Source organism: Enterobacter cloacae complex sp. 394F7 (genome assembly GCF_057320385.1).
Genome location: NZ_JBXWCS010000002.1, coordinates 94,653 through 120,018 on the forward strand (window position 1 = coordinate 94,653; position 25,366 = coordinate 120,018).

The window sequence follows — 25,366 nt, forward strand, 5'->3', positions numbered from 1 at the left end:
ACGCTTCGACGCTGGTTGGATGAGGTGAACCTGACGCCGGATGATATACTGGACGAATGCCGAAATTTTCACAGCCGCGTTTCCCATATCAGCCCCTTACGCGTGTTCATTCCCGGGAGATTCGCGAGAAATAGCGTGACACAAGGGGCAGTGAGTGGGCTATAATTTCGAGCTGATTTCGAATAATTTTGAAATACTGCCTGTAACGCTATGAATTACAAGGCAAAATAAGCAATGAATATAAGGATTAAAGCTATGGGTTTTCTTTCCGGTAAGCGCATTCTGGTAACCGGCGTTGCCAGCAAACTGTCCATCGCATACGGCATCGCACAGGCAATGCATCGCGAAGGCGCTGAGCTGGCGTTCACCTACCAGAACGACAAGCTGAAAGGCCGTGTTGAAGAATTTGCCGCGCAGCTGGGTTCCAGCATTGTTCTGGAATGTGACGTTGCACAAGATGAAAGCATCGATGGCATGTTTGCTGAACTGGCAAAATCGTGGGACAAATTCGACGGTTTCGTTCACTCCATCGGCTTCGCACCTGGCGACCAGCTTGACGGTGACTACGTGAACGCGGTAACCCGCGATGGCTTTAAAATCGCTCACGACATCAGCTCTTACAGCTTTGTTGCGATGGCGAAATCTTGCCGTGCCATGCTGAACCCGGGCTCCGCCCTGCTGACCCTGTCCTACCTGGGCGCAGAGCGCGCAATCCCTAACTACAACGTGATGGGTCTGGCTAAAGCGTCTCTGGAAGCAAACGTCCGCTACATGGCGAACGCAATGGGCCCTGAAGGCGTGCGCGTTAACGCCATCTCTGCAGGTCCAATCCGCACCCTGGCGGCTTCCGGTATCAAAGATTTCCGTAAAATGCTGGCACACTGCGAAGCGGTTACCCCGATTCGTCGTACCGTTACCATTGAAGATGTGGGTAACTCTGCAGCATTCCTGTGCTCTGACCTTTCCGCGGGTATCTCCGGCGAAGTGGTTCACGTTGACGGCGGCTTCAACATCGCTGCAATGAACGAGCTGGAAATTAAATAAGTTTGTGACTCTCTTCCCGCCCGGGAAGAGAGTTTTTCCCGGCCCGCCCTCTCTCGTTATTCCGTTCTGCTATTTGTTATCACCTAACAATATTTTTCCCCTCATCCGCCTTACGCCAGGATATTGATCGCCATTTTGAGATCAAGGAACGCCCATGGAACAACGCCGTTTTTCCGGCAAAGGCCACTGGTACCACGAAACCCAGTCAAACCACGCGCAGACGGATGTCCTGCCTCTGGTGCCCGAAGCCGCTAACGTCGACGATCGTTTTTTGCTCGATTTAGCCTTACCGGATGAGATTGTTACTGCCTGCGCTGGCTGGCTTACTCCTGCCCGGGCGTTATGTCACCGGCTGTTTCCACTCGATATCGCCGTCAACCGTCTGCATACGCTGAGTGCCTACGACAGGCTGAGCACCGCGCTGACGGTGGCGCAGGCCTGCGGGGTTCAAAGGCTCTGTAACCACTACGCCGCCCTTCTCGCCCCCCTTCCCGGCCCGGACTCCTCTCGCGAAAGTAACCGCCGTCTGGCCCAGATCACGCAGTATGCCCGCCAGCTTGCCAGCTCACCGGATGTCATTGATGATAAAGCGCAGAACCAGCTTGATGAGGTGGGTCTGACAACGTATGACATCGTGCTCATCAGCCAGATTATTGGCTTCATCGGTTTTCAGGCCCGCGTGGTAGCAGTATTTCAGGCGCTGCTGGGCCACCCTGTACGCTGGTTGCCGGGACACCATATTCAACCGCACACGCTGCCCGCCAGGCCCGGCGCCTGGATCGCTCTACTGCCTGTCGTGGAACTGCGCTATGCCAGTGCGCATCAACTTGAGTCGCTTTCACGCTGGCAAGCCGAGCCCGCCCTTCAGGCGCTGACGCCTGTGCTCTGCCACGAACCCACGTTGCTCGATCTGACGGGAGAAATCCTGAACCATTGCCGCAATGAAGACCGAGCCGCGTCGCCAGCGCTCTCAGCGGCCGTGGAGTTGTTGACACGTTCACCGGACCGTTTCAGTGCAGCACAGTTTAACCCGCTCACGGAGGAAGGTCTTCCCGCTGGCCGGGCGATTGCACTGCTTACGCGAAGCGCGTTAGACGGCTGGCTGGAGCGTCTGAAAGTAGCGCTTGGCAAAGCGGAATAACCATACTATTTACCCAAAGAGCGCTTGCTGTGGCAGTGAGAATCGCGTAAAACTGTCAGCCGCTCAATGGCTACGAAAATAGAACATTATGTTTCAGGACAACCCGCTGCTAGCGCAGCTTAAACAGCAACTGCATTCCCAGACGCCGCGTGCAGAAGGGGTCGTAAAAGCCACGGAAAAAGGCTTTGGTTTCCTTGAAGTCGACGCGCAGAAAAGCTACTTCATTCCGCCACCGCAGATGAAGAAAGTGATGCACGGCGACCGCGTCATGGCGGTTATTCATACCGAAAAAGAGCGTGAATCTGCCGAGCCGGAAGAACTGATCGAGCCGTTCCTGACCCGTTTTGTGGGCAAGGTGCAGAGAAAAGACGATCGTCTCTCCATCGTGCCGGATCATCCTCTGCTGAAAGACGCCATCCCCTGCCGTGCCGCTCGCGGCGTTGAGCATGATTTTAAAGAAGGTGACTGGGCCGTTGCCGAAATGCGCCGTCATCCACTGAAAGGCGATCGCGGTTTCTATGCGGAACTGACCCAGTTCATCACGTTCGGTGATGACCATTTTGTACCGTGGTGGGTTACGCTTGCGCGCCATAATCTTGAGAAAGAAGCCCCGAACGGCGTCGCCACCGAGATGCAGGACGAAGGTCTTGAGCGTCGCGATCTGACCGCCCTGGAATTTGTCACTATCGACAGCGCCAGTACGCAAGATATGGATGATGCGCTGTATGCTGAAGAACTTGCCGACGGCAAACTGCTGTTAACCGTGGCCATTGCCGATCCTACCGCCTGGATTGCTGAAGGCAGCAAGCTGGACGATATCGCGAAAATCCGTGCGTTCACCAACTATCTGCCGGGCTTTAACATCCCGATGCTGCCTCGTGAACTCTCCGACGATCTCTGTTCGCTGCGGCCGAACGAAGTGCGTCCGGTGCTCGCCTGCCGCATGACCATTGCTGCGGACGGCACAATTGAAGACGATATCGAATTCTTCGCCGCCACCATTGAATCTAAAGCCAAGCTGGCTTACGACGACGTCTCTGACTGGCTGGAGAACACGGGCAGCTGGCAACCGGCCTCTGAGGCCATTGCCGCACAGATTCGTCTGCTGCACCGCATCTGTCTGAGCCGCAGCGAGTGGCGTCAAACCCATGCGCTGGTGTTCAAGGATCGTCCGGACTATCGCTTTGTTCTGGGCGAAAAAGGTGAAGTGCTGGATATCGTGGCCGAACCACGACGCATTGCGAACCGCATCGTCGAAGAAGCGATGATTTCCGCCAATATTTGTGCCGCACGTGTGCTGCGCGACAAGCTTGGCTTCGGCATTTATAACGTTCATACCGGGTTTGATCCGGCGAACACCGAAGCGCTGGCCGCCTTACTGAAGAACCATGATGTGCATGTTGACCCGGAAGAAGTGCTGACCTTGCAGGGCTTCTGCAAGCTGCGCCGCGAGCTGGACGCACAGCCTTCTGGTTTCCTCGACAGCCGTATTCGTCGCTTCCAGTCCTTTGCCGAGATCAGCACTGAGCCTGGCCCACACTTCGGCCTCGGCCTTGAAGCCTACGCCACCTGGACATCTCCAATTCGTAAGTATGGCGATATGGTTAACCATCGCCTGCTGAAAGCGATCATTAAGGGCGAATCAATTGCGCGTCCTCAGGATGACACTACCCTGCAGATGGCAGATCGTCGGCGCCTGAACCGCATGGCGGAACGTGACGTAGGTGACTGGCTGTACGCCCGCTTCCTGCAGGACAAAGCCGGCACAGACACTCGCTTCGCTGCAGAAATCATTGATATCAGCCGTGGGGGGATGCGCGTACGTCTGGTGGATAATGGGGCGGTGGCCTTTATCCCTGCGCCGTTCCTGCATACCGTTCGCGATGAACTGGTCTGTAGCCAGGAAAACGGGACTGTGCAAATCAAAGGTGAAACGGTTTACAAGGTCACCGACGTGATTGACGTAACTATCGCCGAAGTCCGCATGGAAACCCGCAGCATCATCGCGCGCCCTGCCGCCTGATAAGCTGTTCAATTGTCGGCCCTTTCCTTGCAGGACGGGCCGACAATTTTTTCTTTTACGCCACGCTGCAAATTCTTCATTTTTTCTTACTATTTTCAGACTTCCCCCGCCCAAATTCGCCAGAATTATCTACAGTAAAAGAGTGCCGTTATATTCGGTTACGTGAATTTTTATTTGCTAAGTATCCTTTTTTACCTGACTCGTTTTATTATAAGAAACCCGGGAAAAAACAATAAGTTCACATCGGTCTGGCCGTGGTCTCACCTCGAAAAAGCCGATTGCAACGGAATAAATTGTGCGCTAACAGGTAGCTGCAGGAGAAAACATGATGGACGATCTGGAGCAGAATTTGCTGTTTCGTTACATGGGAACTCACAGCCCCTGGTGGCGACTGACAGCAGACAGCAATGCTCTGCACCTTTCTACCAGCGAAAATGCCGATGTCACTCAGGTGGTGGCGCTGGATGATGAACAGGCCGAACTTATTCGCCAGTTAACCGTTATTACGTCCAGTATCTCTATGACGCTCTCGTTGTACGGCGAAGATGTTCCTGTTCACCTTGTCGGACGCAAAATAACCCGTAATGAGTGGGCCGGAACAGCCTCTGCGTGGAACGATACGCCTTCCGTAGCCCGGGACCTTGCTCAGGGGCTGTCCTTTGCGGAACAAGTGGTTTCGGAAGCCAACTCCGTTATCGTAATCCTCGATCAGAACGGCAATATTCAGCGGTTTAACCGCCTGAGCGAGGAGTACACCGGCCTGAAAGAACAAGAAGTCATCGGCCAGAACGTGTTTAAGCTGTTTATGAGCCGCAGTGAAGCGGCAGCCTCTAAGCGCAACATCACCGGCTTCTTTCGCAACGGCAGCTCTTACGAAGTCGAGCGCTGGATCAAAACGCGAAAAGGACAACGATTGTTTCTGTTCAGAAACAAATTTGTCCACAGCGGTAGCGGTAAAAATGAAATTTTTCTTATCTGTTCCGGCACCGATATTACGGAGGAGCGCCGCGCCCAGGAGCGCCTGCGGGTGCTGGCCAATACCGACACCATCACCGGGTTGCCGAACCGCAACGCGATCCACGAACTGATTTCAGATGCCATAGACAGCCGCGGTGAGACGCAGGTTGGCGTGGTGTATCTCGATCTCGATAACTTCAAAAAGGTGAACGACGCCTACGGGCACATGTTTGGCGATCAGTTATTACAGGCGGTCGCGCTGGCCATTCTGAGCTGTCTGGAAGAAGGCCAGGTGCTGGCGCGACTCGGCGGCGATGAATTTATTGTCATGGCCACCAATACCTCTCAGGGTTCTCTGGAAGCGATGGCATCACGCATTCTGACCCGTCTGCGCCAGCCGTTCAGAATTGGTTTGATTGAAATTTATACCGGTTGCTCGTTAGGTATCGCCCTCGCCCCGCAGCACGGTAACGATCGGGAAAGCGTCATCCGCAATGCCGATACCGCCATGTACACCGCAAAAGAGAATGGCCGGGGTAAGTTCTGCGTCTTCTCGCCGGAAATGAACCAGCGCGTGTTTGAGTATCTCTGGCTGGATACCAACCTGCGCAAAGCGCTGGATAACGATCAGTTGCTGATCCACTACCAGCCTAAAGTCACCTGGCGCGGTGAAGTCAGAAGCCTTGAAGCGCTGGTGCGCTGGCAATCACCAGAACGCGGGTTGATTCCACCGCTGGAGTTTATCTCGTATGCTGAGGAGTCAGGGCTGATTGTGCCGCTTGGCCGCTGGGTCATGCTAGATGTGGTTCGCCAGGTGGCGAAATGGCGCGACAAAGGCATTAACCTGCGCGTGGCGGTGAACGTCTCGGCCCGTCAGCTGGCAGATCAAACCATTTTCAGTGACTTGAAACAGGCCCTGAAGGATCTGGATTTTGAATACTGCCCTATCGACGTTGAGTTAACGGAAAGCTGCCTCATTGAAAACGAAGAGCTGGCGCTGTCGGTGATCCAGCAGTTCAGCCAGCTTGGTGCGCAAATCCATCTGGACGATTTTGGTACCGGCTACTCGTCTTTGTCGCAGCTGGCACGCTTCCCCATCGATGCGATAAAACTCGATCAGTCATTTGTCCGGGATATTCATAAACAGTCTATTTCCCAGTCGCTGGTGCGGGCCATCGTCGCGGTGGCACAGGCGCTTAATTTGCAGGTCATTGCCGAAGGTGTGGAGAACGCAAAAGAAGACGCCTTTCTGACTAAGAACGGCGTCAACGAACGGCAGGGTTTTCTCTTTGCTAAGCCCATGCCCGCTGCCGCATTCGAGCGATGGCTAAAGCGATATCAGGCGCGTAAACAGCACTAACTGGCTTTGCGTAAACCCGCCGCATGATGGCGGTTTTGCAGCATGACCAGACGCTCCATATAAGCGATATCTTTTGGTTCAAGGCAGAACGCGGCGTCAACCCAATCTTCCGTGATATCCATCAGCTCACTGCGAGGCAGCTGCAGCACGCGGGTACGGGCGCGTAACATCGCCTTTACGCCGTTCATCTTCGGCCGCAGCGTGTCAATGAACGTTCTGACGGAGACGTAACTTTGCCCGGGTTCGAACAGGACATCCACTAACCCATGCTGTTCATACCATTCTGCCGTATGGGACTCCCCTTTGTAGATGAGCTCCTCCGCCAGCTTCATGCCTGAGCGGCGAGCAACCAGCGAGTATCCCCCCATACCGGGGAAAAGGTTGAAGGCGATCTCAGGGAAGCCTAAGCGGGCATCGCGCTGGGACAGCACAAAGTGGTGCGCCAGCGCAGCTTCGAATCCGCCTCCTAACGCACTGCCTTCGACCATCGCCAGGGTAATAGCCCCCGTATCAAACCCCCGTGACGCCGCATGAACGCAGTCCACGCAGGCACGGGCATAGGCTCTTAACGCCTCGCGACGTCCGTTTTGGATACATTCGACAAAGAACTGTAAATCACCTCCCGCATTGTACATCTCGGGTACCAGCGAACCGGTAACCCAAAAATCGACCGCAAACCCGGACTGGCGAACGAGCCAGGAGAGGTTCATGATCTCTTCGATTAACGCATGGTTGAAGCAAGGTCGTGGCTGCGCCCGCAACATCATCCAGACTGTGCGGCGCTCCTCCTCATAATACCCGGACAACTGAGTGAAACGTTCAGTATCGGTAAACAGTGTGCAGGTAGCCTGATTGATAACTGTCATAGTCTAATTCCTCATATAAAAAAGCGCCTTGCGCGCAGTTTTAGACTAATCCACTCATTCATCACGCTGCATGCGGGGGAATAAATTTATTACTTTCATTTATGTAATTTAGTTATTGCATTTTTTCCCTTCTCTTTTGAATCCATTTTCTGCATCATTGAAAATATTAACTTTTCGTACCCGGGATGAGATTATGTCTAACATTGATGCGCAGGCCGTAGCCCAACGAATTGATACCGTGCTGGATATACTGGTGGCGGGCGATTATCACTCTGCGATCCGTAACCTTGAGATCCTGAAGTCTGAACTTCTGGCTCAGACTGGCGCCGAAACCGCGTCAGAAAACAGACAGCCAAAAGCCCCGTGGGAAGTTTAACCACGCCCTATCCGCCCTCGTTTCGCTTTATTAAATGGATGCTATGAATTCCCGACAACAAATCATTTTGCAGATGGTCATCGATCAGGGGCGCGTGAGCGTCGTCGATCTCGCTAAAACGACAGGCGTTTCTGAAGTCACCATCCGTCAGGATCTGAATCTACTCGAAAAACAGAGCTACCTGCGTCGTGCGCATGGGTATGCGGTCCCGCTGGACAGCGAGGACGTAGAAACCCGCATGATGAATAACTATGCCCTCAAACGTGAGCTGGCTAGGTTTGCCGCGTCCTTAGTGAACAATGGCGAAACGGTCTTTATTGAGAACGGCAGTAGCAACGCCCTGCTGGCCCGCACCCTGGCCGAGCAAAAAGACATCACCATCATTACCGTCAGTAGCTATATCGCTCACTTGTTGAAGGAGACACGCTGCGAGGTCATCCTGCTGGGCGGTATCTATCAGAAAAAAAGTGAGAGCATGGTCGGCCCGCTGACGCGTCAGTACGTGCAGCAGGTGCATTTCAGCAAGGCCTTCATCGGTATTGACGGCTGGCAGCCAGAAACCGGCTTTACCGGCCGGGATATGATGCGTTCAGACGTTGTGAACGCGGTACTGGAAAAAGAGTGTGACGCAATCGTGCTGACCGACAGTTCAAAATTTGGCGCGGTCCATCCCTATACGATGGGGCCAATATCCCGGTTCAGCCGCGTAATTACCGATGACCGTCTGAGCGAAGCGCATCGGAATAAACTCCAGGAAGACGGACTTATCGTCGACATTATTAAAAAACCCGCCTGAGTCCGCGAGCGCCTGAATTTCAGGCGCCTCTTAACCTCTCTCTGAGAGGAATCCTAACCCCCCTTTAAGAGTTTTTACCTGTTTAACTGACCCTGAAGACGTAAAATTAATGTTAGCGATATAACAGGAAGTGACTATCACCTGCGTGATGACGTAACACCTGCGCGACCAGCTTTCACGGAGAACAGAATTTAAGTATTCGTTTAGTCTATACTTAAAGCGTGCATCTTTCCGTGAATCGATAATTCAGGAGAAAGTATTATGACCTTAACCAGCAAAAAATTAGCCGCCGCTGTTCTGGCAATCACTGTAGCAATGTCCCTGAGCGCATGCTCTAACTGGTCTAAACGTGACCGTAACACCGCCATTGGTGCCGGTGCTGGTGCACTGGGTGGTGCAGTATTAACAGACGGTAGTACGCTGGGTACATTAGGTGGTGCTGCTGTTGGTGGTATTATCGGTCACCAGGTCGGCAAATAATTATTATACGCCCTGATGGGCATCGCGATATTTATCGCATTTCAGGTCTGACTTACGCACGTATAAAACAAGAGCCACGGTAAATACCGTGGCTCATTTATTTTAGCCGCCCGCCAGTTTTACTTTCATCCCTTTGGCTTCGAGATGCGATTTAATGACATCGCGTTTATCACCCTGGATTTCGATTATCCCGTCTTTGACGGCACCGCCGCAGCCACATTTCTTTTTCAGTTCAGCCGCCAGTTTCGCCAGTTCTGCATCATCCAGATCGATACCCGTGATAAGGCAAACACCCTTACCTTTACGCCCGCTGGTCTGGCGCTGGATACGGACAATACCGTCGCCCTTCGGGCGCTCTGCTTTCGCTTTCGGTTCATCAATGCGCCCGGTTTCGGTTGAATAGACCAGACGGCTGTTTGAGTCGGTCATTACGCCCCCTTTTTCAGTGATGCGTTGATAGCCTTAAGCGTCTCTGCCGGATTAGCAGATTGTGTCACCGGACGGCCGATGACCATGTAATCCACGCCTGCCGCCAGCGCCTGCTCAGGGGTCATAATACGGCGCTGATCGCCAGCCTCGCTACCCGCTGGGCGAATACCCGGCGTGACCAGTTTGAAATTCTGGCCCAGCTCCGTTTTGAAACGCACCGCTTCCTGCGCGGAACAGACTACACCGTCCAGGCCGCAATTCTGCGTCAGCCGCGCAAGACGCTCTGCATGTTCAGCCGGTGACAACGTCACACCGAGGTCACGCAGGTCATTTTCGTCCATGCTGGTCAGCACCGTTACCGCAATCAACAAGGGGGCGTCGCTGCCAAACGGCAGAAGCGCTTCACGCGCGGCTATCATCATTCTCGCCCCACCCGATGCATGCACGTTAACCATCCATACACCCAACTCGGCAGCCGCGGCAACGGCGTGCGCCGTGGTGTTTGGAATATCATGGAATTTGAGGTCGAGGAAAACGTCAAAACCGCGCTGTTGCAGATCGCGTACGATTTGCGGTCCAAATAACGTAAACATCTCTTTGCCCACTTTAAGGCGACAGTCGCGAGGATCAATACCGTCGACAAAAGCCAGAGCAGCGTCACGTTTATTGTAATCAAGAGCAACAACAACAGGAGAATCAGTAACTACGCGGGAAGTGGAGGAAGTAACAGACGTCATGACCAGCCCTTTTCGTCTATGGGCGCGCAGCGGCGCGGAACAGATAAACGGCGTGCATTCTACCTGCCAGCGCCACAAATTGACAGGATCGTTTTATTCCCTGCCAGGCTGGCAAACCGCACAATGCTGAACGGGATTATAAAAGTGATAAGTATGTTGTAACTAAAGTGAGGTGTTTTAAAAAATTACTGCCCATCGAGACCGCGAATAGGCTTGATGGTTGACCAGGCCCGGCACGAAGGACAGTGCCAGTACAGCGTATACGCGGTAAAACCACACTTCTGACAGCGGTAGCGCGGCTTGCTACGCACCTGTTCGCCCACCATGTCACGCAGCACCATCAGGCTCTCTTTAGCACGCCCTTCTTCTGCGTCGTTCAGGTGGTAATCCATGAGCTTATGGAAAACCCGCATGGTAGGATGACGCTGCAGCTGACGCGTAATATAAACCTGCGCCGTGTCGCTGCCCTCATGCTGCTCAACCACATCGGAAAGCATCAGCTCCGCAGTGGCTCCGGTGTTCTCTTCCACGCAGCGGCGCAGGAACGCTACCCACTCATCCTGTTTACCCAGCTGTTGATAACAGGTCTGCAGCATTTCAAGGGTTTCACTGACCAGTTCTTTGTCCTGATCAATGACGCGCAGCAGGCTTTCAACGGCTTTGGCATAGTCGCCACTCGCCATAAACACGCGCCCCATCATGATGGAAATACGCGCGCTGTTGCGGTCTGCGGCGGCCCCTTTTTTCAGCAACGCCATGGTTTTGTCCATGTCGTCGTTCCCCATCTGCTGCAGGGCCAGTTCGCAGTAAAAATGGGCTATCTCGACGCGCTGTTTGTCTTTACCCAACTTAACCAGACGTTCAGCGGTATCAATGGCTTTCTGCCAGTCGCTGGTGGCCTGGTAAATCTGCAGCAGCTGCTGCAGCGCACCTATGCGGAAATCTGTTTCATCCACCAGCTGCGAGAACATGTCTTCCGCACGGTCATACAACCCCGCCGCCATGTAATCGCGGCCCAGCTGTTGTACTGCCAGCAGGCGCTGATCGTAAGTTAACGAGGCGCTTTCCATGAGGGTCTGGTGAATACGAATGGCACGGTCAACCTCACCGCGCGAGCGGAACAGGTTGCCCAGGGTAAGGTGTGCTTCAACGGTGCCTGTGTCCTCTTTTAACATGTCGAGGAACAGGTCAACCGCTTTGTCCTGTTGATTGCTCAGGAGGAAGTTCACCCCTGCAACGTAGTCGCGGGAGAGTCGGTTCGCCTCATCCTGTTTTGTTTGTTGCGCACTTCTGCGGCCCATATACCAGCCATAGGCAGCGGCTACAGGCAAAAGCAGAAACAACAACTCCAGCATATTCGATTATTCCTTGACGACCGGCACACCAGAGCTTTCCGGAATGTCGGACGCAGGCGCAATTTGATGTTCGAGGCGTTTAATTTTACGTTCAGCGCGCGCAAGCGAAACACGTACTTTTAACCAGAACAGACCGCAAACCAGCCAGCCGATGGCGAAACCCGCTGCGAACAAGACCGCCAGCAGGCTCGAAACCCGATACTCGCCCTGCGCCAGCAGATAGTTAAACGTCACCTGTTGATCGTTTTGTGCACCCAATGTGACTGAAATGACAAAAATCGCCAATACCAGTAAGAAAATGAGTAAATATTTCACATTACTTCCCGTTATGTGGTTCAAGCGAATAAAGTGTGTTCAACTTACCGCAATCAGCCTTATAAACTACCATTTTAGCGACGGGCGCGAAACGGAAAAAGTGACGCGCCCGTCATGGATTTATGGGCTGAATGCGCAAAATCAACCTTCAGACGCCACTGTGCTCCCTTTCGGCGATCTCTTCTTTCTCTTCCGGCGGCGGCGTTAACGGACCGCAGAGCCGTTCAGCCAGCCAGGTGGCAAGGGTAACAAGCAGCCATGAAATGAGCGTCGCCACCACTAAATCGCGTGGCCAGTGCATGCCCAGCAGTAGACGGCTCCCCATCACCCCCGTCGCCCAGACCAGTAAAATGGCGATAGTGACAGTACGACGCCGCGGCCATAAAAGGCCGACGGCAAGAAGTGCCCAACTGGCGGCAAACATGGTGTGCCCGGATGGAAACGCAAAGCCGGTCTCTTTTTGCCAGTGTTTACGTAAAAACGTCGGGATATCCTGCTGTTCCGCAAGCTGTTCTTTTACCAGCGCACCGCGATCTTTACGTTTTAAATTGTAGAACTCATTCACCGGAACATGATGCGTTTTTTCCAGCCAGACCACAAAAGGCCGCGGCTCCTGCACATGGCCTTTCACCCAGGATTTTACCCCCTGGCCAACAAGGATCGCCCCACCGAGGATAGCAAAGAGCACCAGCGCTGCGCGGAGACGAAAGCGCAGGCACCACAAAAACCAGGCGCAAAGCACTACATGAGTAATGATGCCCCATGGCTGGGTGACCGTCTCTGTTATCCAGTATAACGTTTTCAGCCACAGGGTATTGTGCCCGGGCTGCCACATCCAGCCTGATACCCAAACGGCTAATGGCATTATCAACAATATGGCCGCACCTGCTGCCGTTCGTCTGGCGATTGAAAGCATGTCTTCTCCTTTTTCGCTAAGCGTCACAATCATAACTGAAATTCATCCGACGGGTGGATATGTCGGATCGTGCGTTTAACGTTCGTATAGCATGGCAGCCATTAGGCGAACCTGCTGAGCTTGTGGCAAAATGAACGGATACAGAAAGCAAAAACAGGCGGAAGACACGAAACGTGTCAGCCTACTCTGGAGAATCACATGCAGCTTAAACGTGTGGCAGAAGCCAAACTGCCAACCCCATGGGGCGATTTCCTGATGGTGGGATTTGAAGAACTGGCGACCGGACAGGATCACGTCGCGCTGGTGTACGGCGACATTTCAGGACAAACCCCGGTACTTTCTCGCGTTCATTCGGAGTGTCTGACCGGCGATGCGTTGTTCAGCCTGCGCTGTGATTGCGGTTTCCAGCTGGAGGCAGCGCTCTCTCATATTGCCGAAGAGGGTCGCGGTGTGCTGCTTTATCACCGCCAGGAAGGGCGCAATATTGGCCTGCTGAATAAAATCCGCGCCTACGCGCTGCAGGACCAGGGGTACGACACGGTAGAAGCAAACCACCAGCTCGGCTTCGCTGCCGATGAGCGCGATTTCACGCTGTGTGCGGATATGTTTAAGCTGCTGGGCGTGGATGAAGTACGCCTGCTGACTAACAACCCGAAAAAAGTCGAAATTCTGACCGAAGCGGGGATCAATATCGTTGAGCGCGTACCGCTCATTGTGGGACGTAACCCAAAAAACGCGCACTACCTCGACACCAAAGCCGCCAAAATGGGGCATCTGCTGAGCGAGTGATCGCAAAGTGCCCGGCAACGCCCTCGCGTGCCGGGCTGGCTCCATCAGTCCAGCATCTTACGAATCACGTAATGTAGAATGCCGTCGTTCTGGTAATAGGTGAGTTCCGTTGCCGTATCGATACGACACCGGCAGTCGAGCACCTCTGTTTTACCGTCTGCGCGCGTTAATTTCACCGGCACCGTTTTACCCGGCTGCAGATTTTGCAGGCCGCTGATGTCAATCAGCTCTTCCCCGGTTAGGCCCAGCGTTTTACGGGTGACGCCCTGCGGGAATTCGAGTGGCAGGATCCCCATCCCTATCAGGTTTGAACGGTGGATACGTTCAAACGATTCGGCAATCACCACCCGAACCCCAAGCAGACGCGGGCCTTTCGCCGCCCAGTCACGGCTGGAGCCAGAGCCGTACTCTTTCCCGGCGATAACCGCCAGCGGCGTGCCTTCCTGCTGGTATTTGACGGCGGCGTCATAAATTGAGATCACATCGTTCCCCGGCAAATGTCGCGTCATGCCCCCTTCCACGCCCGGCACCATTTCATTGCGGATACGGATATTGGCAAACGTGCCGCGCATCATCACTTCATGGTTACCACGACGCGAGCCGTAGGAGTTGAAATCCCGGCGCTCCACACCCCGGCTCTGCAGGTAACGGCCTGCTGGACTGTCGGCTTTGATGCTTCCCGCCGGCGAAATGTGGTCCGTGGTGACGGAGTCTCCCAGCATCGCCAGAATGCGCGCGCCGTGGATATCCTGCAGCGGTGCAGGTTCAGCCAGCATCTCATCGAAGAACGGCGACAGGCGGATATAGGTCGAATCATCCTGCCAGTCATAGGTATCTGAACCCACGACGTCGATGGCCTTCCATTCCGGCGTACCTTCAAACACCTCCGCATACTCTTTGCGGAACATTTCGGTAGAAACTTTCTCTACGGCCAATGCAATTTCCCGGGCAGATGGCCAGATATCCTTCAGATAGACCGGATCATTCTTGCGATCGTGGCCAATCGGATCGGTGACCAGGTTGATATTCATATTCCCGGCCAGAGCGTATGCCACAACCAGCGGTGGAGACGCCAGCCAGTTGGTCTTGACCAGCGGATGAATACGGCCTTCAAAGTTTCGGTTACCGGAGAGAACGGCCCCGACGGTGAGATCGCCCTGCTTGATCGCCATCTCAATCGGTTCAGGTAACGGACCCGAGTTCCCGATACAGGTGGTGCAACCGTACCCCACCAGGTTAAAGCCCAGCTCATCCAGATACGGCGTTAATCTGGCCTGTGCAAGGTAATCTGAAACCACTTTGGAGCCCGGTGCCAGAGAGGCTTTTACCCACGGCTGTGGCTTAAGCCCCAGCTCTACCGCTTTCTTCGCCAGCAGACCGGCGGCCATCAGCACGCTGGGGTTCGACGTATTTGTACAGGAGGTTATGGCTGCAATGACAACCGCACCATCCGGAAGCTGATACTGATGTCCGTTCAGGACATAGTCGATTGGGCGGTGGTCTTTTTTCGCCGTGTTAACCTCCAGTTCATTACTGGCGGCAAAGGCTTTCGGTACGTCACTCAACGCCACCCGATCCTGCGGACGTTTTGGCCCCGCCAGGCTCGCCTCGACGGTCCCCATATCCAGTTCAAGTGTGCTGGTAAATACCGGTTCATCGCCCGGGTTACGCCACATCCCCTGCGCTTTGGTATACGCTTCAACCAGCGCCACCTGCTCTTCGCTACGGCCACTCAGGCGCATATATTCCAGCGTGACAGTATCGATGGGGAAAAAGCCGCAGGTTGCGCCATACTCCGGCGCCATGTTGGCGATGGTGGCACGGTCGGCAAGCGGTAATGAATCCAGCCCGTCACCGTAGAATTCGACAAATTTACCCACCACACCATGCTTACGCAGCATCTGCGTGACGGTAAGTACCAGGTCGGTGGCAGTAATGCCTTCCGACAGTTTGCCGGTAAGCTTAAAGCCCACCACATCAGGGATCAGCATCGATACCGGCTGGCCAAGCATGGCCGCTTCGGCTTCAATTCCGCCAACGCCCCAGCCCAGAACGCCCAGGCCGTTAATCATGGTGGTGTGCGAATCGGTGCCCACCAGAGTATCCGGATAGGCCACCCACTCTTTATCCTGCAATTCACTCCAGACCGCTTTGCCCAGGTATTCAAGATTCACCTGGTGGCAGATACCCGTACCGGGCGGAACGACGCTAAAGCGGCTAAAGGCCTGCTGCCCCCACTTCAGAAAGACGTAACGTTCGTGGTTACGCTCCATTTCCAGACGCACGTTTTCGCCAAAGGCATCGTCGTCACCAAAGTGGTCCACGGTGACAGAGTGGTCGATAACGAGATCAACGGGAGAGAGCGGATTTACTTTCGCGGTATCGCCGCCAAGGCGCTTCACCGCTTCGCGCATTGCCGCAAGGTCAACCACAGCAGGGACCCCGGTAAAGTCCTGCATCAGGACCCTTGCCGGACGATAGGCAATTTCTCTGTCAGCATGGGCATGCTTAAGCCACCCTGCCAGCGCCTGGATATCTTCAAGGGTGACGGAATCACCATCCTGCCAGCGTAAGAGGTTTTCCAGTAAAACTTTCAAGGACTTGGGTAAACGCGAAATGTCCCCAAGCGTCCTGGCTGCCAGCGGCAGGCTGTAGTAGTGCCAGGTTTTATTTTCTGCCTGTAATGTGTCCTTACTGGCTTCGCGTAGGGTTACCGACATAAGCTCCTCCTTAATTACAGAGATGTCCTGACAATCATCAGGGCTGTAATTAAAGATAACACAAAGATGTCGTAACGTTTTGATAACAACCCGAAATGATAAATCCAGGAATGTTCCAGTGCGGGGGAGAAAACAAAAACCCCGCCGTAGCGAGGTTTTACGATTTAGTGGAGGGCCAGCCAGATAAGCTGTGACCAGAACAGAATCGACGCGGAAAAAACGCCGAGCCATGACCAGTATTTCATAGACATCATGTTATTCATCATAGGGACACCAGGCATTATTTATTAAAGGTTCCGAGGTCTGCCCTCAGTTCAATATTGCTGATGTGTATTTATTAAAGAGTACAAATGCATTGAGCCTTTATTCAGACTATTTGCATCATTACGCAATTAAGTAAATTATTGTTTTTTGGGTTCGTCTTCTGCGAACACATCAATAAACGCTTGCTGCTGCGGCGTCAGTTTCCAGGACGCGGGTACGGCAGTGGCAGGTGCTTTGCGCACTTTGTGGCCCCTGTCACGAAGCTGACACATCTGTTTAACTGTTTCTGTACGTACCGTCACTGCCATATTCAACCCCAATAGTTCCAGGCCAGGAAAGCAACCACCACCCAAAACAAGGCGGAGACGAGAAAGACCGCCAGCCAGGCTTTACGCTTGAGCGCAGGATCCCTTTGCGGTTCTTCACTTCCTGAAGGCATTGCTAACCTCATACAATCGATATCGCTTATCATTTAGAGACCAAACAATTGGTACAATTAATCATCTGTTGAGATAAATCCTAAAGAAACTTTAGCCGAAAAGCCAGTGAATTTACGTATCTATAGATGGGAAATATTCATTCTTTTGACCAGAAATAAATATTTGAAAGGAAATATTTGCGAAGCCAAAAATTAGTTCTACTTTTGTCGCCAATTCACGACATTATGACCACATGGAATAAATGGTTAATGACATTATACGGCAGTTAAGTGCAGATGATGATAATTCTAATTTAGCTTTGAGAGGTTATTTCGGTATCTTTCCTGGGCGGAAAGATACCGGGAGTGATTATTTTGCCGGAAGTTTGATGTCTTTAAACATCTCTTCGATATCTTCATTTGAACGTAATGCCACTGCCGTATCGACCACGTCGCGCGTTAAATGTGGGGCAAAGCGCTGAATAAAATCATACATATAGCTACGCAGGAAGGTACTGCGGCGGAAACCAATCTTGGTGGTGCTATGGCTGAAAATATCATGCGCATCAAGACGCACGAGGTCAGGGTCAGATACGGGATCAACCGCCATGCTGGCAATCACGCCCACCCCCAGTCCAAGCCGCACGTAGGTCTTAATTACGTCAGCATCGGTTGCGGTGAAGACGATACGCGGCGTTAATCCTGCACGATTGAATGCAGTATCAAGCTCGGAGCGCCCGGTGAAGCCGAAGGTATACGTCACTAAGGGATATTGCGCCAGCTCTTCAATAGTGACCGACCCTTTACCGGCTAACGGGTGATCGGGCGTGACGACAATAGAACGGTTCCAGTGATAGCACGGCAGCATAACCAGATCGTCATACAGATGCAGCGCTTCGGTTGCGATAGCAAAGTCCGCATTACCCTTCGAAACCGCTTCAGCGATTTGCGTCGGCGAGCCCTGATGCATATGGAGAGAGACACGTGGATAGCGCTCAATAAAGCCCTTAATAACGCCCGGCAGCGCATAGCGTGCCTGGGTATGGGTGGTGGCAATATACAGCGACCCTTTATCCGGCCAGGTATGCTCTCCCGCCACCGATTTAATGGCGTCGACTTTAGAGAGGACCTCCCGCGCGATGCGGATAATCTCCTGCCCTGCTGGCGTCACCTGGGTGAGGTGTTTACCGCTACGAGCAAAAATCTGAATACCTAACTCATCTTCCAGCATGCGGACCTGCTTGCTGATACCCGGCTGAGAGGTATATAGCCCCTCAGCGGTAGAAGAGACGTTAAGGTTGTGGTTTACCACCTCAACAATATAACGAAGCTGCTGTAATTTCATGCCAGACCATCCGATTTAGCGCATGCGGTCAATCGCTTAAGACGATTTGATAATAAGAAAAGGGTTAACTATAACCACTATATCATTTATAGCCTGACTGTATAGTACGGAACAAAAAATAATAACAAGGTAATAAAAAAGGGCCGGAAGTCCGGCCCTTTCACAGGTAAGTTACGGTAAGGAAAGATTATTTCTTGCCTTCAACCCATTTGCCATCAACAAAGAATGCTGACCAGCCGGTCGCCTTGCCGTCTTTCTCTGCCGCAACATACTGCTGCTTCGTTTTACGGCTAAAACGCACCACGGTTTTATTGCCTTCCGGATCCTGCTGTGGCGCATCGGCCAGGTAGCGCAGTTTCTCAGGCAGGCGGTCGCGGAAACGGTACAACTCTTCCACCAGTGGCGCGCGGGTTTCGCGCGATTTAGGGAAGGTGTTTGCCGCAAGGAACACGCCGGCAGCACCATCACGCAGCACGAAGTAAGCGTCGGACTTCTCGCACGGCAACTCTGGCAGCGGAACCGGATCTTCCTTCGGCGGCGCGACTTCACCGTTACGCAGGATTTTACGCGTGTTCTTACACTCGTCGTTGGTGCATGCCATGTATTTACCGAAGCGCCCCATTTTCAGGTGCATCTCAGAACCACACTTCTCACACTCAACGATAGGACCGTCGTAACCTTTAATGCGGAACTCACCCTCTTCGATCTCATATCCATCGCAGGTCGGGTTATTACCGCAGACGTGCAATTTACGTTTTGGATCGATGAGGTAGCTGTCCATCGCGGTGCCACATTTCTTGCAGCGACGTTTTGCACGCAGAGCGTTGGTTTCCGCATCATCACCTTCCAGCACGTTGAGCACTTCGTTCTCAGGTACCAGGTTAATGGTGGTTTTGCAGCGTTCTTTCGGCGGCAGCGCGTAGCCAGAACAGCCGAGGAAAACGCCAGTGGTGGCAGTACGGATCCCCATTTTACGACCACAGGTTGGGCAGTCGATGCTGGTCAGGACCATCTGATTCGGCAGCATGCCGCCCTCTTCAGGATCTTTTTCCGCTTTTTCAAGCTGGTTGGTAAAGTCGCTGAAGAAGCTGTCGAGAACCTTTTTCCACTCGGCCTGATGGCTGGCAACCTGATCGAGGCTGTCTTCCATTTGCGCGGTGAAGTCGTAGTTCATCAGTTCGCGGAAGTTGGCTTCCAGGCGGTCAGTGACGATCTCACCCATTTTTTCCGCATAGAAACGACGGTTTTCAACACGCACGTAACCGCGGTCCTGAATGGTCGAAATAATCGACGCATAGGTGGATGGACGGCCAATACCGCGTTTTTCCAGCTCTTTAACCAGAGACGCTTCGCTGAAACGCGCTGGCGGCTTGGTGAAGTGCTGGGCAGGCACGAGATCAACCAGAGAGAGCACATCCCCTTTGTTTACCGCAGGCAGGGTTCTGTCTTCATCACCCTTACGTAGCGCAGGCATCACTTTAGTCCAGCCATCGAAGCGCAGAATACGGCCACGCGCTTTCAGGCGGAAATCACCCGCGCCAACGGTCAGCGTGGTGGAGTCATACTGTGCTGGTGTCATCTGACACGCCACGAACTGACGCCAGATAAGCTGATACAGCTTCTGGGCATCGGCTTCCATATCTTTCAGCGATTCGGCTAATACGGAGACGTCAGAAGGACGAATGGCTTCGTGCGCTTCCTGTGAGTTCTCCTTGCTGGCGTACTGGTTTTCACTCGCTGGCAGGTATTTCTTACCGAAGTTGTCACTGATGTAGCCGCGCACCATGTTGACGGCATCCTGGCTCAGGTTTGTCGAGTCAGTACGCATATAGGTGATATAACCCGCTTCATACAGACGCTGGGCCATCATCATGGTTTTCTTCACGCCATAACCCAGGCGCGTGCTCGCAGCCTGTTGCAGCGTAGACGTAATAAACGGTGCGCCAGGTTTGCTGCTGGTCGGTTTGTCTTCACGCTCCAGAACCTGGTAGCGCGCTTTTTCCAGCAGCGCCACGGCAGCCATGGTCTGCTCACGGTTTTCAGGACGGAACGGTTTGTCATTCTGATGACTCACCTGCAGCGGCAGCGCATCTCCACCCGGCGTGGTGACATTGGCATCCACTTCCCAGAACTCTTCCGGGACGAAGGCTTTGATCTCACGCTCGCGTTCAACAACCAGACGCACAGCAACGGACTGCACACGCCCTGCGGACAGACCGCGGGCAATCTTTTTCCACAGCAGTGGAGAGACCATGTAACCCACGACACGGTCCATAAAACGGCGTGCCTGCTGCGCGTTTACGCGGTCGATGTTCAGTTCACCCGGCTTCTCAAACGCCTGGCGAATCGCATTCTTCGTAATTTCGTTAAACACTACACGGCTGTAGCGTTTGTCGTCACCCCCGATCACTTCCCGCAGGTGCCAGGCAATGGCTTCCCCTTCGCGGTCAAGGTCGGTTGCGAGATAAATGTGGTCTGCTTTTTCAGCAAGCTGCTTCAGCTCGTTAACGACTTTTTCTTTGCCGGGCAGCACTTCATAGTGTGCATCCCAGTTATGCCATGGGTTAACACCCATGCGGTTGACAAGCGCGCTACGTTCATCCTTTTTAGGCTTTTTAGCCCCTTTGGTGGAGGTAGAGTCTGCGCTCTTTTTGCTGGCTGAGCCACTGGTCGGCAAATCGCGGATGTGACCGACGCTGGACTTAACCACGTAGTCATTACCCAGATACTTATTGATCGTTTTGGCTTTTGCCGGGGACTCAACGATGACGAGAGCTTTACCCATATTCACCTTTACCTAATTTAATTCTTCCAGGAATACGCCGCATGTTGATTTCCCTTCCACTGACGACGAGCCATTGATATTGCGACTGCGTCAGGGGATATCAACCCCTTTGTCTTACTGAACGTCAAAGCGTTAACGCCCAGGTGATTGAGTTATCGGGTATTTTTCTCACATCGGATGTAATTCGTGACGAATTCCCGGTCGAATGTCAAGCAATTCTGTTGCCAGAATGACGAAAGCGCACACTCTACCTGATAAAATTCGTTACGCAACTTTATTAGCATGCAAAAGCAAATCCTGCCAGCCAGGTCACGGCGCCTTACCCCCTCACATTACAGGGAAAATTTGCCCCCAAAGCGCCCCCGGCGTAGACTATTGTCACTGTTTAAGGAGTGGATTATGCAGAATACAACCCAACCCATTGATCGAGCCTCTCTGCTTATCGAAGCAAATAAGCTGATTCGTGACCATGAAGACACCCTGGCGGGCATTGAAGCGACCGGCGTGGAACAACGTAACGGCGTGCTGGTATTCAGCGGCGAATACTTCCTTGACGAACAAGGGTTACCCACCCCGAAAAGCACCGCCGTATTCAATATGTTTAAATACCTGGCGCACACGCTTTCAGAGAAATATCACCTGGTCGATTAACGCAAAACGCGAGGCTCTGGCCTCGCGTTTTTGTTTACAGCAGCGGTTTTTGTCCACGTTGCAACCAGCGGAGCAGCAGGCGATCCGCGCTTTCGGCCACGCTGTTCGTAAAGCGGTCAAGCAGTCGCTTACGCTGGGTAAAGCGCACGCCAACCAGTTCGCGCCCTTCCATCAGATTCAACAGCAGGTCGTCACTGGTGCCCACTTCATCCACCAGCCCTTTTTCCAGCGCCTGCGTACCGTACCAGTGTTCCCCTGTTGCCACCTGGTCAATATCAAGCGCCGGGCGCATATGGTGCACAAAGTCTTTAAAGAGGTGATGGGTTTCATTGAGATCTTCACGGAATTTCTGCCGTCCTTCTTCCGTGTTCTCCCCCAGCAGCGTCAGGGTACGTTTGTACTGACCCGCCGTGTGCAATTCAATGTCGATCTCTTTGTTTTTCAGGAAGCGGTTAAAGTTCGGGATTTGCGCAACCACCCCGATGGAGCCAATAATAGAAAACGGCGCCGCAACAATTTTATCCGCCACGCAGGCCATCATATAGCCACCGCTCGCCGCGACTTTATCCACCGCAACCGTCAGCGGGATCTGTTTTTCACGCAGACGCTGTAGCTGCGAAGCCGCCAGCCCATAACCATGAACGACCCCACCCGGGCTCTCAAGACGGACGACCACCTGATCCTGCGGTTTAGCCACGGCAAGCACGGCGGTGACTTCTTCACGCAGAGAAGAGACTTCATGGGCATCCATGCTGCCTTTAAAATCGAGCACATAGACACGCGGGGTTAACGTTTCCTCCGGCGCGTTAAGCTTCGCTTTGGCTTTTGCCGCTTTGGCGTCCTGCTTATGCTTTTTCTTCTGCGCCTTGTGCCACAGTTTCTGTTGATGGCTGTCAAGCAGGGCCAGCGACATCTCTTCCTGCATCTCTTTATACTGCTCGCTCAGGCGGGTAATGCGTAACTCACCACGCTGACGTTTGCGCTGCGTCAGGTTAACAATCAGAACGGCCACTACCGCAATGGCAATCACCACCGTCGCGATCTTTGCCAAAAACAACCCATATTGAGAAAGTAATTCCACGCGTTCCACCTTGATTTAACCACGAATCTTTCACGGCAGTGTACAACAGCCCTGCCCATGCGTCTCGCTCGTGACATTACCTCTGCGAGCCGTCTTCAGGAATCCCCCGATTCTGGTTTAAATATTTGCAAATTGTTAATTTTACAGCGATGCGTCCTGTAGACTGATTGAATTCTCATGCTAATTCGGGCATAAAGCCGAAAAGTCACACAATAAGGCGTCTTTGCATCACTGTGCGCCGAGGAGTCACCGTGCATTATCAACCGCAAAAAAATCTGCTGCAGAACCGCATCATTCTGGTCACTGGTGCCAGCGATGGCATTGGCCGCGAAGCGGCACTGACCTACGCTGACTATGGCGCGAGCGTAATTCTCATTGGCCGTAACGAAGAAAAACTCAAAGGAGTGGCTCAGGAGATTGACGCCGCCGGTGGCATTCCTGCCCGCTGGTACACGCTGGATCTGCTCACCTGTACCCCTGAAACGTGCCAGGAGCTTGCCCACCGCATCAGCACCCACTACCCACGGCTGGATGGCGTACTGCACAATGCCGGCTTGCTTGGGGAGGTTCGCCCGATGGATGAACAGGATCCTGAGATCTGGCAGCAGGTCATGCAGGTCAATATCAACGGCACCTTTTTCCTGACCCAGGCACTGCTTCCTTTATTACTCAAATCTGATTCCGGTTCGCTGGTGTTCACCTCCTCCAGCGTAGGGCGCGAAGGCCGCGCAAACTGGGGGGCGTATGCGGTCTCAAAATTCGCGACCGAAGGGATGATGCAGGTGCTGGCGGAGGAGTATCAGAGCCGTCATCTGCGCGTAAACTGCATTAACCCAGGCGGAACGCGCACCAAAATGCGCGCCAGCGCCTTCCCGACGGAAGATCCGCAGAAGTTAAAAACCCCGGCAGATATTATGCCGCTCTATCTCTGGCTGATGGGCGATGACAGCCGCCGTAAAACAGGGATGACCTTTGATGCCCAACCAGGCCGTAAACCCGGGATTTCGCAATGAGTGAAGAACGTCATCAGCAACGTCAGCAGCGCCTGAAAGAACAGGTTGATGCCCGTGTCGCCGCTGCGCAGGATGAACGCGGGATCATCATCGTGTTTACCGGCAACGGCAAAGGCAAAACCACCGCCGCCTTTGGTACCGCCACGCGCGCCGTTGGTCATGGGCAGAAAGTGGGTGTCATTCAGTTCATTAAAGGGGAATGGCCCAACGGTGAACGTAACTTACTTGAACCGCACGGGGTTGAGTTCCAGGTGATGGCGACAGGCTTTACGTGGGATACCCAAAACCGGGAAACCGACACCGCGGCCTGCCTCGCGGTATGGGAGCATGCAAAACGAATGCTGGCAGACCCGGCCCTGAACATGGTGTTACTGGATGAGATCACCTACATGGTCGCCTACGACTATCTGCCGCTGGACGCCGTACTGGAGGCACTCAGGAATCGCCCGGCACATCAGACGGTGATCGTCACAGGCCGCGGCTGTCATCGGGATATTCTGGAATTAGCGGATACCGTCAGCGAATTGCGTCCGGTTAAACATGCTTTTGATGCCGGTATCAAAGCGCAAATCGGCATTGATTACTGATAAAAAAGCCCGGTGATGTTAACCGGGCTTCTATTTTTAACCGTTGTTATTACGGCTGCCAGCGCGGCGATTATTGTTCACCTGGCTGTGGCGTTTCACCGCACGACGGATCTGGTTCGCCTTCATGCGACGACGATCTTTCTCTACCGCCACTTTTGAGGTGGTTTCTGGCGCCAGGCCCACCAGTTCACGCAGGTAATTGGTCTGCGTCAGGTCCAGTTCGGTATAGCCACCACGTGGCAGACCTTTTGGCAGCAGAATATCGCCGTAACGGACACGGATCAGACGGCTAACCTGCACGCCCACCGCTTCCCACAGACGACGAACCTCACGGTTACGGCCTTCGGTCAGGGTAACGTTGTACCACTGGTTGATCCCTTCACCACCGGTAAATTTGATGGTTTTGAACGCTGCAGGACCGTCTTCCAGCTGAACGCCACGCGACAGATCGCGCAGTTTGTTCTCATCAACCTGGCCGAACACGCGTACGGCGTATTCGCGTTCCACTTCACGGCTTGGGTGCATCAGACGGTTTGCCAGTTCACCATCCGTTGTGAACAGCAGAAGACCGCAGGTGTTCACATCCAGACGCCCCACGGCAATCCAGCGTGCGCCACGCAGTTTAGGCAGACGGTCAAATACCGTCGGGCGACCTTCCGGGTCGTTGCGCGTACACAGTTCACCTTCCGGCTTGTAGTACGCCAGCACGCGGCAGATCTGCTCAGCAGATTCTTTAACCGAGATAAGATGACCGTCGATACGGATTTTAAGGCCCGGCACGATTTCTACGCGGTCACCGAGCGTGGCGATTTTACCGTCCACACTCACGCGTCCGGCTTCAATAATGGCTTCGATTTCACGGCGTGAGCCGTGGCCGGCACGCGCCAGCACTTTCTGTAACTTCTCGCTCATTGAGCT

The 25,366-nt window shown here is 53.5% G+C and carries 24 protein-coding genes; 11 read left to right on the plus strand and 13 right to left on the minus strand.

Annotated features, from left to right (window positions below):
- Window positions 1–255 precede the first annotated feature (255 nt).
- The 4 genes from fabI (at window position 256) to pdeR (ending at window position 6,525) form a co-directional block, all read left to right on the plus strand.
- Window positions 256–1,044: an enoyl-ACP reductase FabI gene (gene fabI, locus AC2FAK_RS02915; protein WP_013096384.1), complete on the plus strand. Its 789-nt coding sequence runs from the start codon at window positions 256–258 to the stop codon at window positions 1,042–1,044.
- Window positions 1,045–1,198: 154 nt separating this feature from the next.
- Window positions 1,199–2,185: a CMD domain-containing protein gene (locus tag AC2FAK_RS02920; RefSeq protein WP_095454508.1), complete on the plus strand. Its 987-nt coding sequence runs from the start codon at window positions 1,199–1,201 to the stop codon at window positions 2,183–2,185.
- 88 nt (window positions 2,186–2,273) lie between these two features.
- On the plus strand, window positions 2,274–4,208 hold the full coding sequence (locus AC2FAK_RS02925) for an exoribonuclease II (protein ID WP_095454509.1): 1,935 nt from the start codon (window positions 2,274–2,276) through the stop codon (window positions 4,206–4,208).
- A gap of 325 nt (window positions 4,209–4,533) precedes the next feature.
- The gene (gene pdeR / locus AC2FAK_RS02930) at window positions 4,534–6,525 is read left to right on the plus strand and encodes a cyclic di-GMP phosphodiesterase (RefSeq protein WP_013096381.1); all 1,992 of its coding nucleotides are present in this window, start codon (window positions 4,534–4,536) and stop codon (window positions 6,523–6,525) included.
- On the opposite strand, the gene AC2FAK_RS02935 is transcribed toward pdeR, so the two are convergent.
- Window positions 6,522–7,391: a crotonase/enoyl-CoA hydratase family protein gene (locus AC2FAK_RS02935; protein ID WP_023620809.1), complete on the minus strand. Its 870-nt coding sequence runs from the start codon at window positions 7,389–7,391 to the stop codon at window positions 6,522–6,524. The genes pdeR and AC2FAK_RS02935 overlap by 4 nt on opposite strands.
- 193 nt (window positions 7,392–7,584) lie before the next feature.
- Between AC2FAK_RS02935 and AC2FAK_RS02940 the strand changes: the two genes are divergently transcribed.
- From AC2FAK_RS02940 to osmB, 3 genes are all read left to right on the plus strand, one after another.
- Entirely contained in the window at window positions 7,585–7,767 is a 183-nt protein-coding gene (locus AC2FAK_RS02940; RefSeq protein WP_013096379.1) for a YciZ family protein, read from the plus strand.
- A gap of 43 nt (window positions 7,768–7,810) precedes the next feature.
- On the plus strand, window positions 7,811–8,563 hold the full coding sequence (gene yciT / locus AC2FAK_RS02945) for a DNA-binding transcriptional regulator YciT (RefSeq protein WP_485453287.1): 753 nt from the start codon (window positions 7,811–7,813) through the stop codon (window positions 8,561–8,563).
- A gap of 261 nt (window positions 8,564–8,824) precedes the next feature.
- Entirely contained in the window at window positions 8,825–9,043 is a 219-nt protein-coding gene (osmB, locus tag AC2FAK_RS02950; RefSeq protein WP_008501216.1) for an osmotically-inducible lipoprotein OsmB, read from the plus strand.
- Window positions 9,044–9,145: 102 nt separating this feature from the next.
- Here osmB and yciH read toward each other — a convergent pair whose 3' ends face one another.
- The 5 genes from yciH to pgpB all read right to left on the minus strand — a co-directional run bounded on the left by yciH (window position 9,146) and on the right by pgpB (window position 12,795).
- Window positions 9,146–9,472 carry a stress response translation initiation inhibitor YciH gene (gene yciH, locus AC2FAK_RS02955; RefSeq protein WP_013096377.1) on the minus strand — a complete coding sequence of 109 codons (327 nt, stop codon included), beginning with the start codon at window positions 9,470–9,472 and terminating at the stop codon, window positions 9,146–9,148.
- A complete protein-coding gene (pyrF, locus tag AC2FAK_RS02960; RefSeq protein WP_095454510.1) occupies window positions 9,472–10,209 on the minus strand; it encodes an orotidine-5'-phosphate decarboxylase in 738 nt (245 codons plus the stop codon). Before pyrF ends, yciH begins: the two co-directional genes overlap by 1 nt.
- Window positions 10,210–10,394: 185 nt before the next feature.
- The gene (gene lapB, locus AC2FAK_RS02965) at window positions 10,395–11,564 is read right to left on the minus strand and encodes a lipopolysaccharide assembly protein LapB (protein WP_485453288.1); all 1,170 of its coding nucleotides are present in this window, start codon (window positions 11,562–11,564) and stop codon (window positions 10,395–10,397) included.
- 6 nt (window positions 11,565–11,570) lie between these two features.
- Window positions 11,571–11,879, minus strand: coding sequence for a LapA family protein (locus AC2FAK_RS02970; RefSeq protein ID WP_013096374.1), 309 nt, complete (start codon window positions 11,877–11,879; stop codon window positions 11,571–11,573).
- 148 nt (window positions 11,880–12,027) lie between these two features.
- Window positions 12,028–12,795 carry a phosphatidylglycerophosphatase B gene (pgpB, locus tag AC2FAK_RS02975; RefSeq protein ID WP_028027956.1) on the minus strand — a complete coding sequence of 256 codons (768 nt, stop codon included), beginning with the start codon at window positions 12,793–12,795 and terminating at the stop codon, window positions 12,028–12,030.
- A gap of 198 nt (window positions 12,796–12,993) precedes the next feature.
- On the opposite strand from pgpB, the gene ribA reads away from it, so the two are divergent.
- A complete protein-coding gene (gene ribA / locus AC2FAK_RS02980; protein WP_013096372.1) occupies window positions 12,994–13,584 on the plus strand; it encodes a GTP cyclohydrolase II in 591 nt (196 codons plus the stop codon).
- Between the two features lie 44 nt (window positions 13,585–13,628).
- Here the strand turns inward: ribA and acnA are convergent, their stop codons facing one another.
- From acnA to topA, 5 genes are all read right to left on the minus strand, one after another.
- On the minus strand, window positions 13,629–16,304 hold the full coding sequence (gene acnA, locus AC2FAK_RS02985; RefSeq protein WP_058682255.1) for an aconitate hydratase AcnA: 2,676 nt from the start codon (window positions 16,302–16,304) through the stop codon (window positions 13,629–13,631).
- 164 nt (window positions 16,305–16,468) lie between these two features.
- A complete protein-coding gene (gene ymiC / locus AC2FAK_RS02990; RefSeq protein WP_044159376.1) occupies window positions 16,469–16,567 on the minus strand; it encodes a small membrane protein YmiC in 99 nt (32 codons plus the stop codon).
- Between the two features lie 311 nt (window positions 16,568–16,878).
- Window positions 16,879–17,019 carry a YmiA family putative membrane protein gene (locus tag AC2FAK_RS02995; RefSeq protein WP_213382645.1) on the minus strand — a complete coding sequence of 47 codons (141 nt, stop codon included), beginning with the start codon at window positions 17,017–17,019 and terminating at the stop codon, window positions 16,879–16,881.
- Between the two features lie 337 nt (window positions 17,020–17,356).
- Window positions 17,357–18,331, minus strand: coding sequence for an HTH-type transcriptional regulator CysB (gene cysB / locus AC2FAK_RS03000; RefSeq protein WP_006175683.1), 975 nt, complete (start codon window positions 18,329–18,331; stop codon window positions 17,357–17,359).
- A 187-nt stretch (window positions 18,332–18,518) separates the two neighbouring features.
- Complete coding sequence (topA, locus tag AC2FAK_RS03005) at window positions 18,519–21,116, minus strand: type I DNA topoisomerase (protein ID WP_029883572.1); 2,598 nt, start codon at window positions 21,114–21,116, stop codon at window positions 18,519–18,521.
- A gap of 399 nt (window positions 21,117–21,515) precedes the next feature.
- Between topA and AC2FAK_RS03010 the strand changes: the two genes are divergently transcribed.
- The gene (locus AC2FAK_RS03010) at window positions 21,516–21,767 is read left to right on the plus strand and encodes a YciN family protein (protein ID WP_003856804.1); all 252 of its coding nucleotides are present in this window, start codon (window positions 21,516–21,518) and stop codon (window positions 21,765–21,767) included.
- Between the two features lie 34 nt (window positions 21,768–21,801).
- Here the strand turns inward: AC2FAK_RS03010 and sohB are convergent, their stop codons facing one another.
- The gene (gene sohB, locus AC2FAK_RS03015) at window positions 21,802–22,848 is read right to left on the minus strand and encodes a protease SohB (RefSeq protein WP_095454511.1); all 1,047 of its coding nucleotides are present in this window, start codon (window positions 22,846–22,848) and stop codon (window positions 21,802–21,804) included.
- 251 nt (window positions 22,849–23,099) lie between these two features.
- On the opposite strand from sohB, the gene AC2FAK_RS03020 reads away from it, so the two are divergent.
- Window positions 23,100–23,861, plus strand: coding sequence for a YciK family oxidoreductase (locus tag AC2FAK_RS03020; protein WP_023620279.1), 762 nt, complete (start codon window positions 23,100–23,102; stop codon window positions 23,859–23,861).
- Window positions 23,858–24,448, plus strand: a complete 591-nt coding sequence (gene cobO / locus AC2FAK_RS03025) for a cob(I)yrinic acid a,c-diamide adenosyltransferase (protein WP_013096364.1) — start codon at window positions 23,858–23,860, stop codon at window positions 24,446–24,448. Before AC2FAK_RS03020 ends, cobO begins: the two co-directional genes overlap by 4 nt.
- 36 nt (window positions 24,449–24,484) lie before the next feature.
- Here cobO and rluB read toward each other — a convergent pair whose 3' ends face one another.
- The gene (gene rluB / locus AC2FAK_RS03030) at window positions 24,485–25,360 is read right to left on the minus strand and encodes a 23S rRNA pseudouridine(2605) synthase RluB (protein ID WP_013096363.1); all 876 of its coding nucleotides are present in this window, start codon (window positions 25,358–25,360) and stop codon (window positions 24,485–24,487) included.
- Window positions 25,361–25,366: the final 6 nt, after the last annotated feature.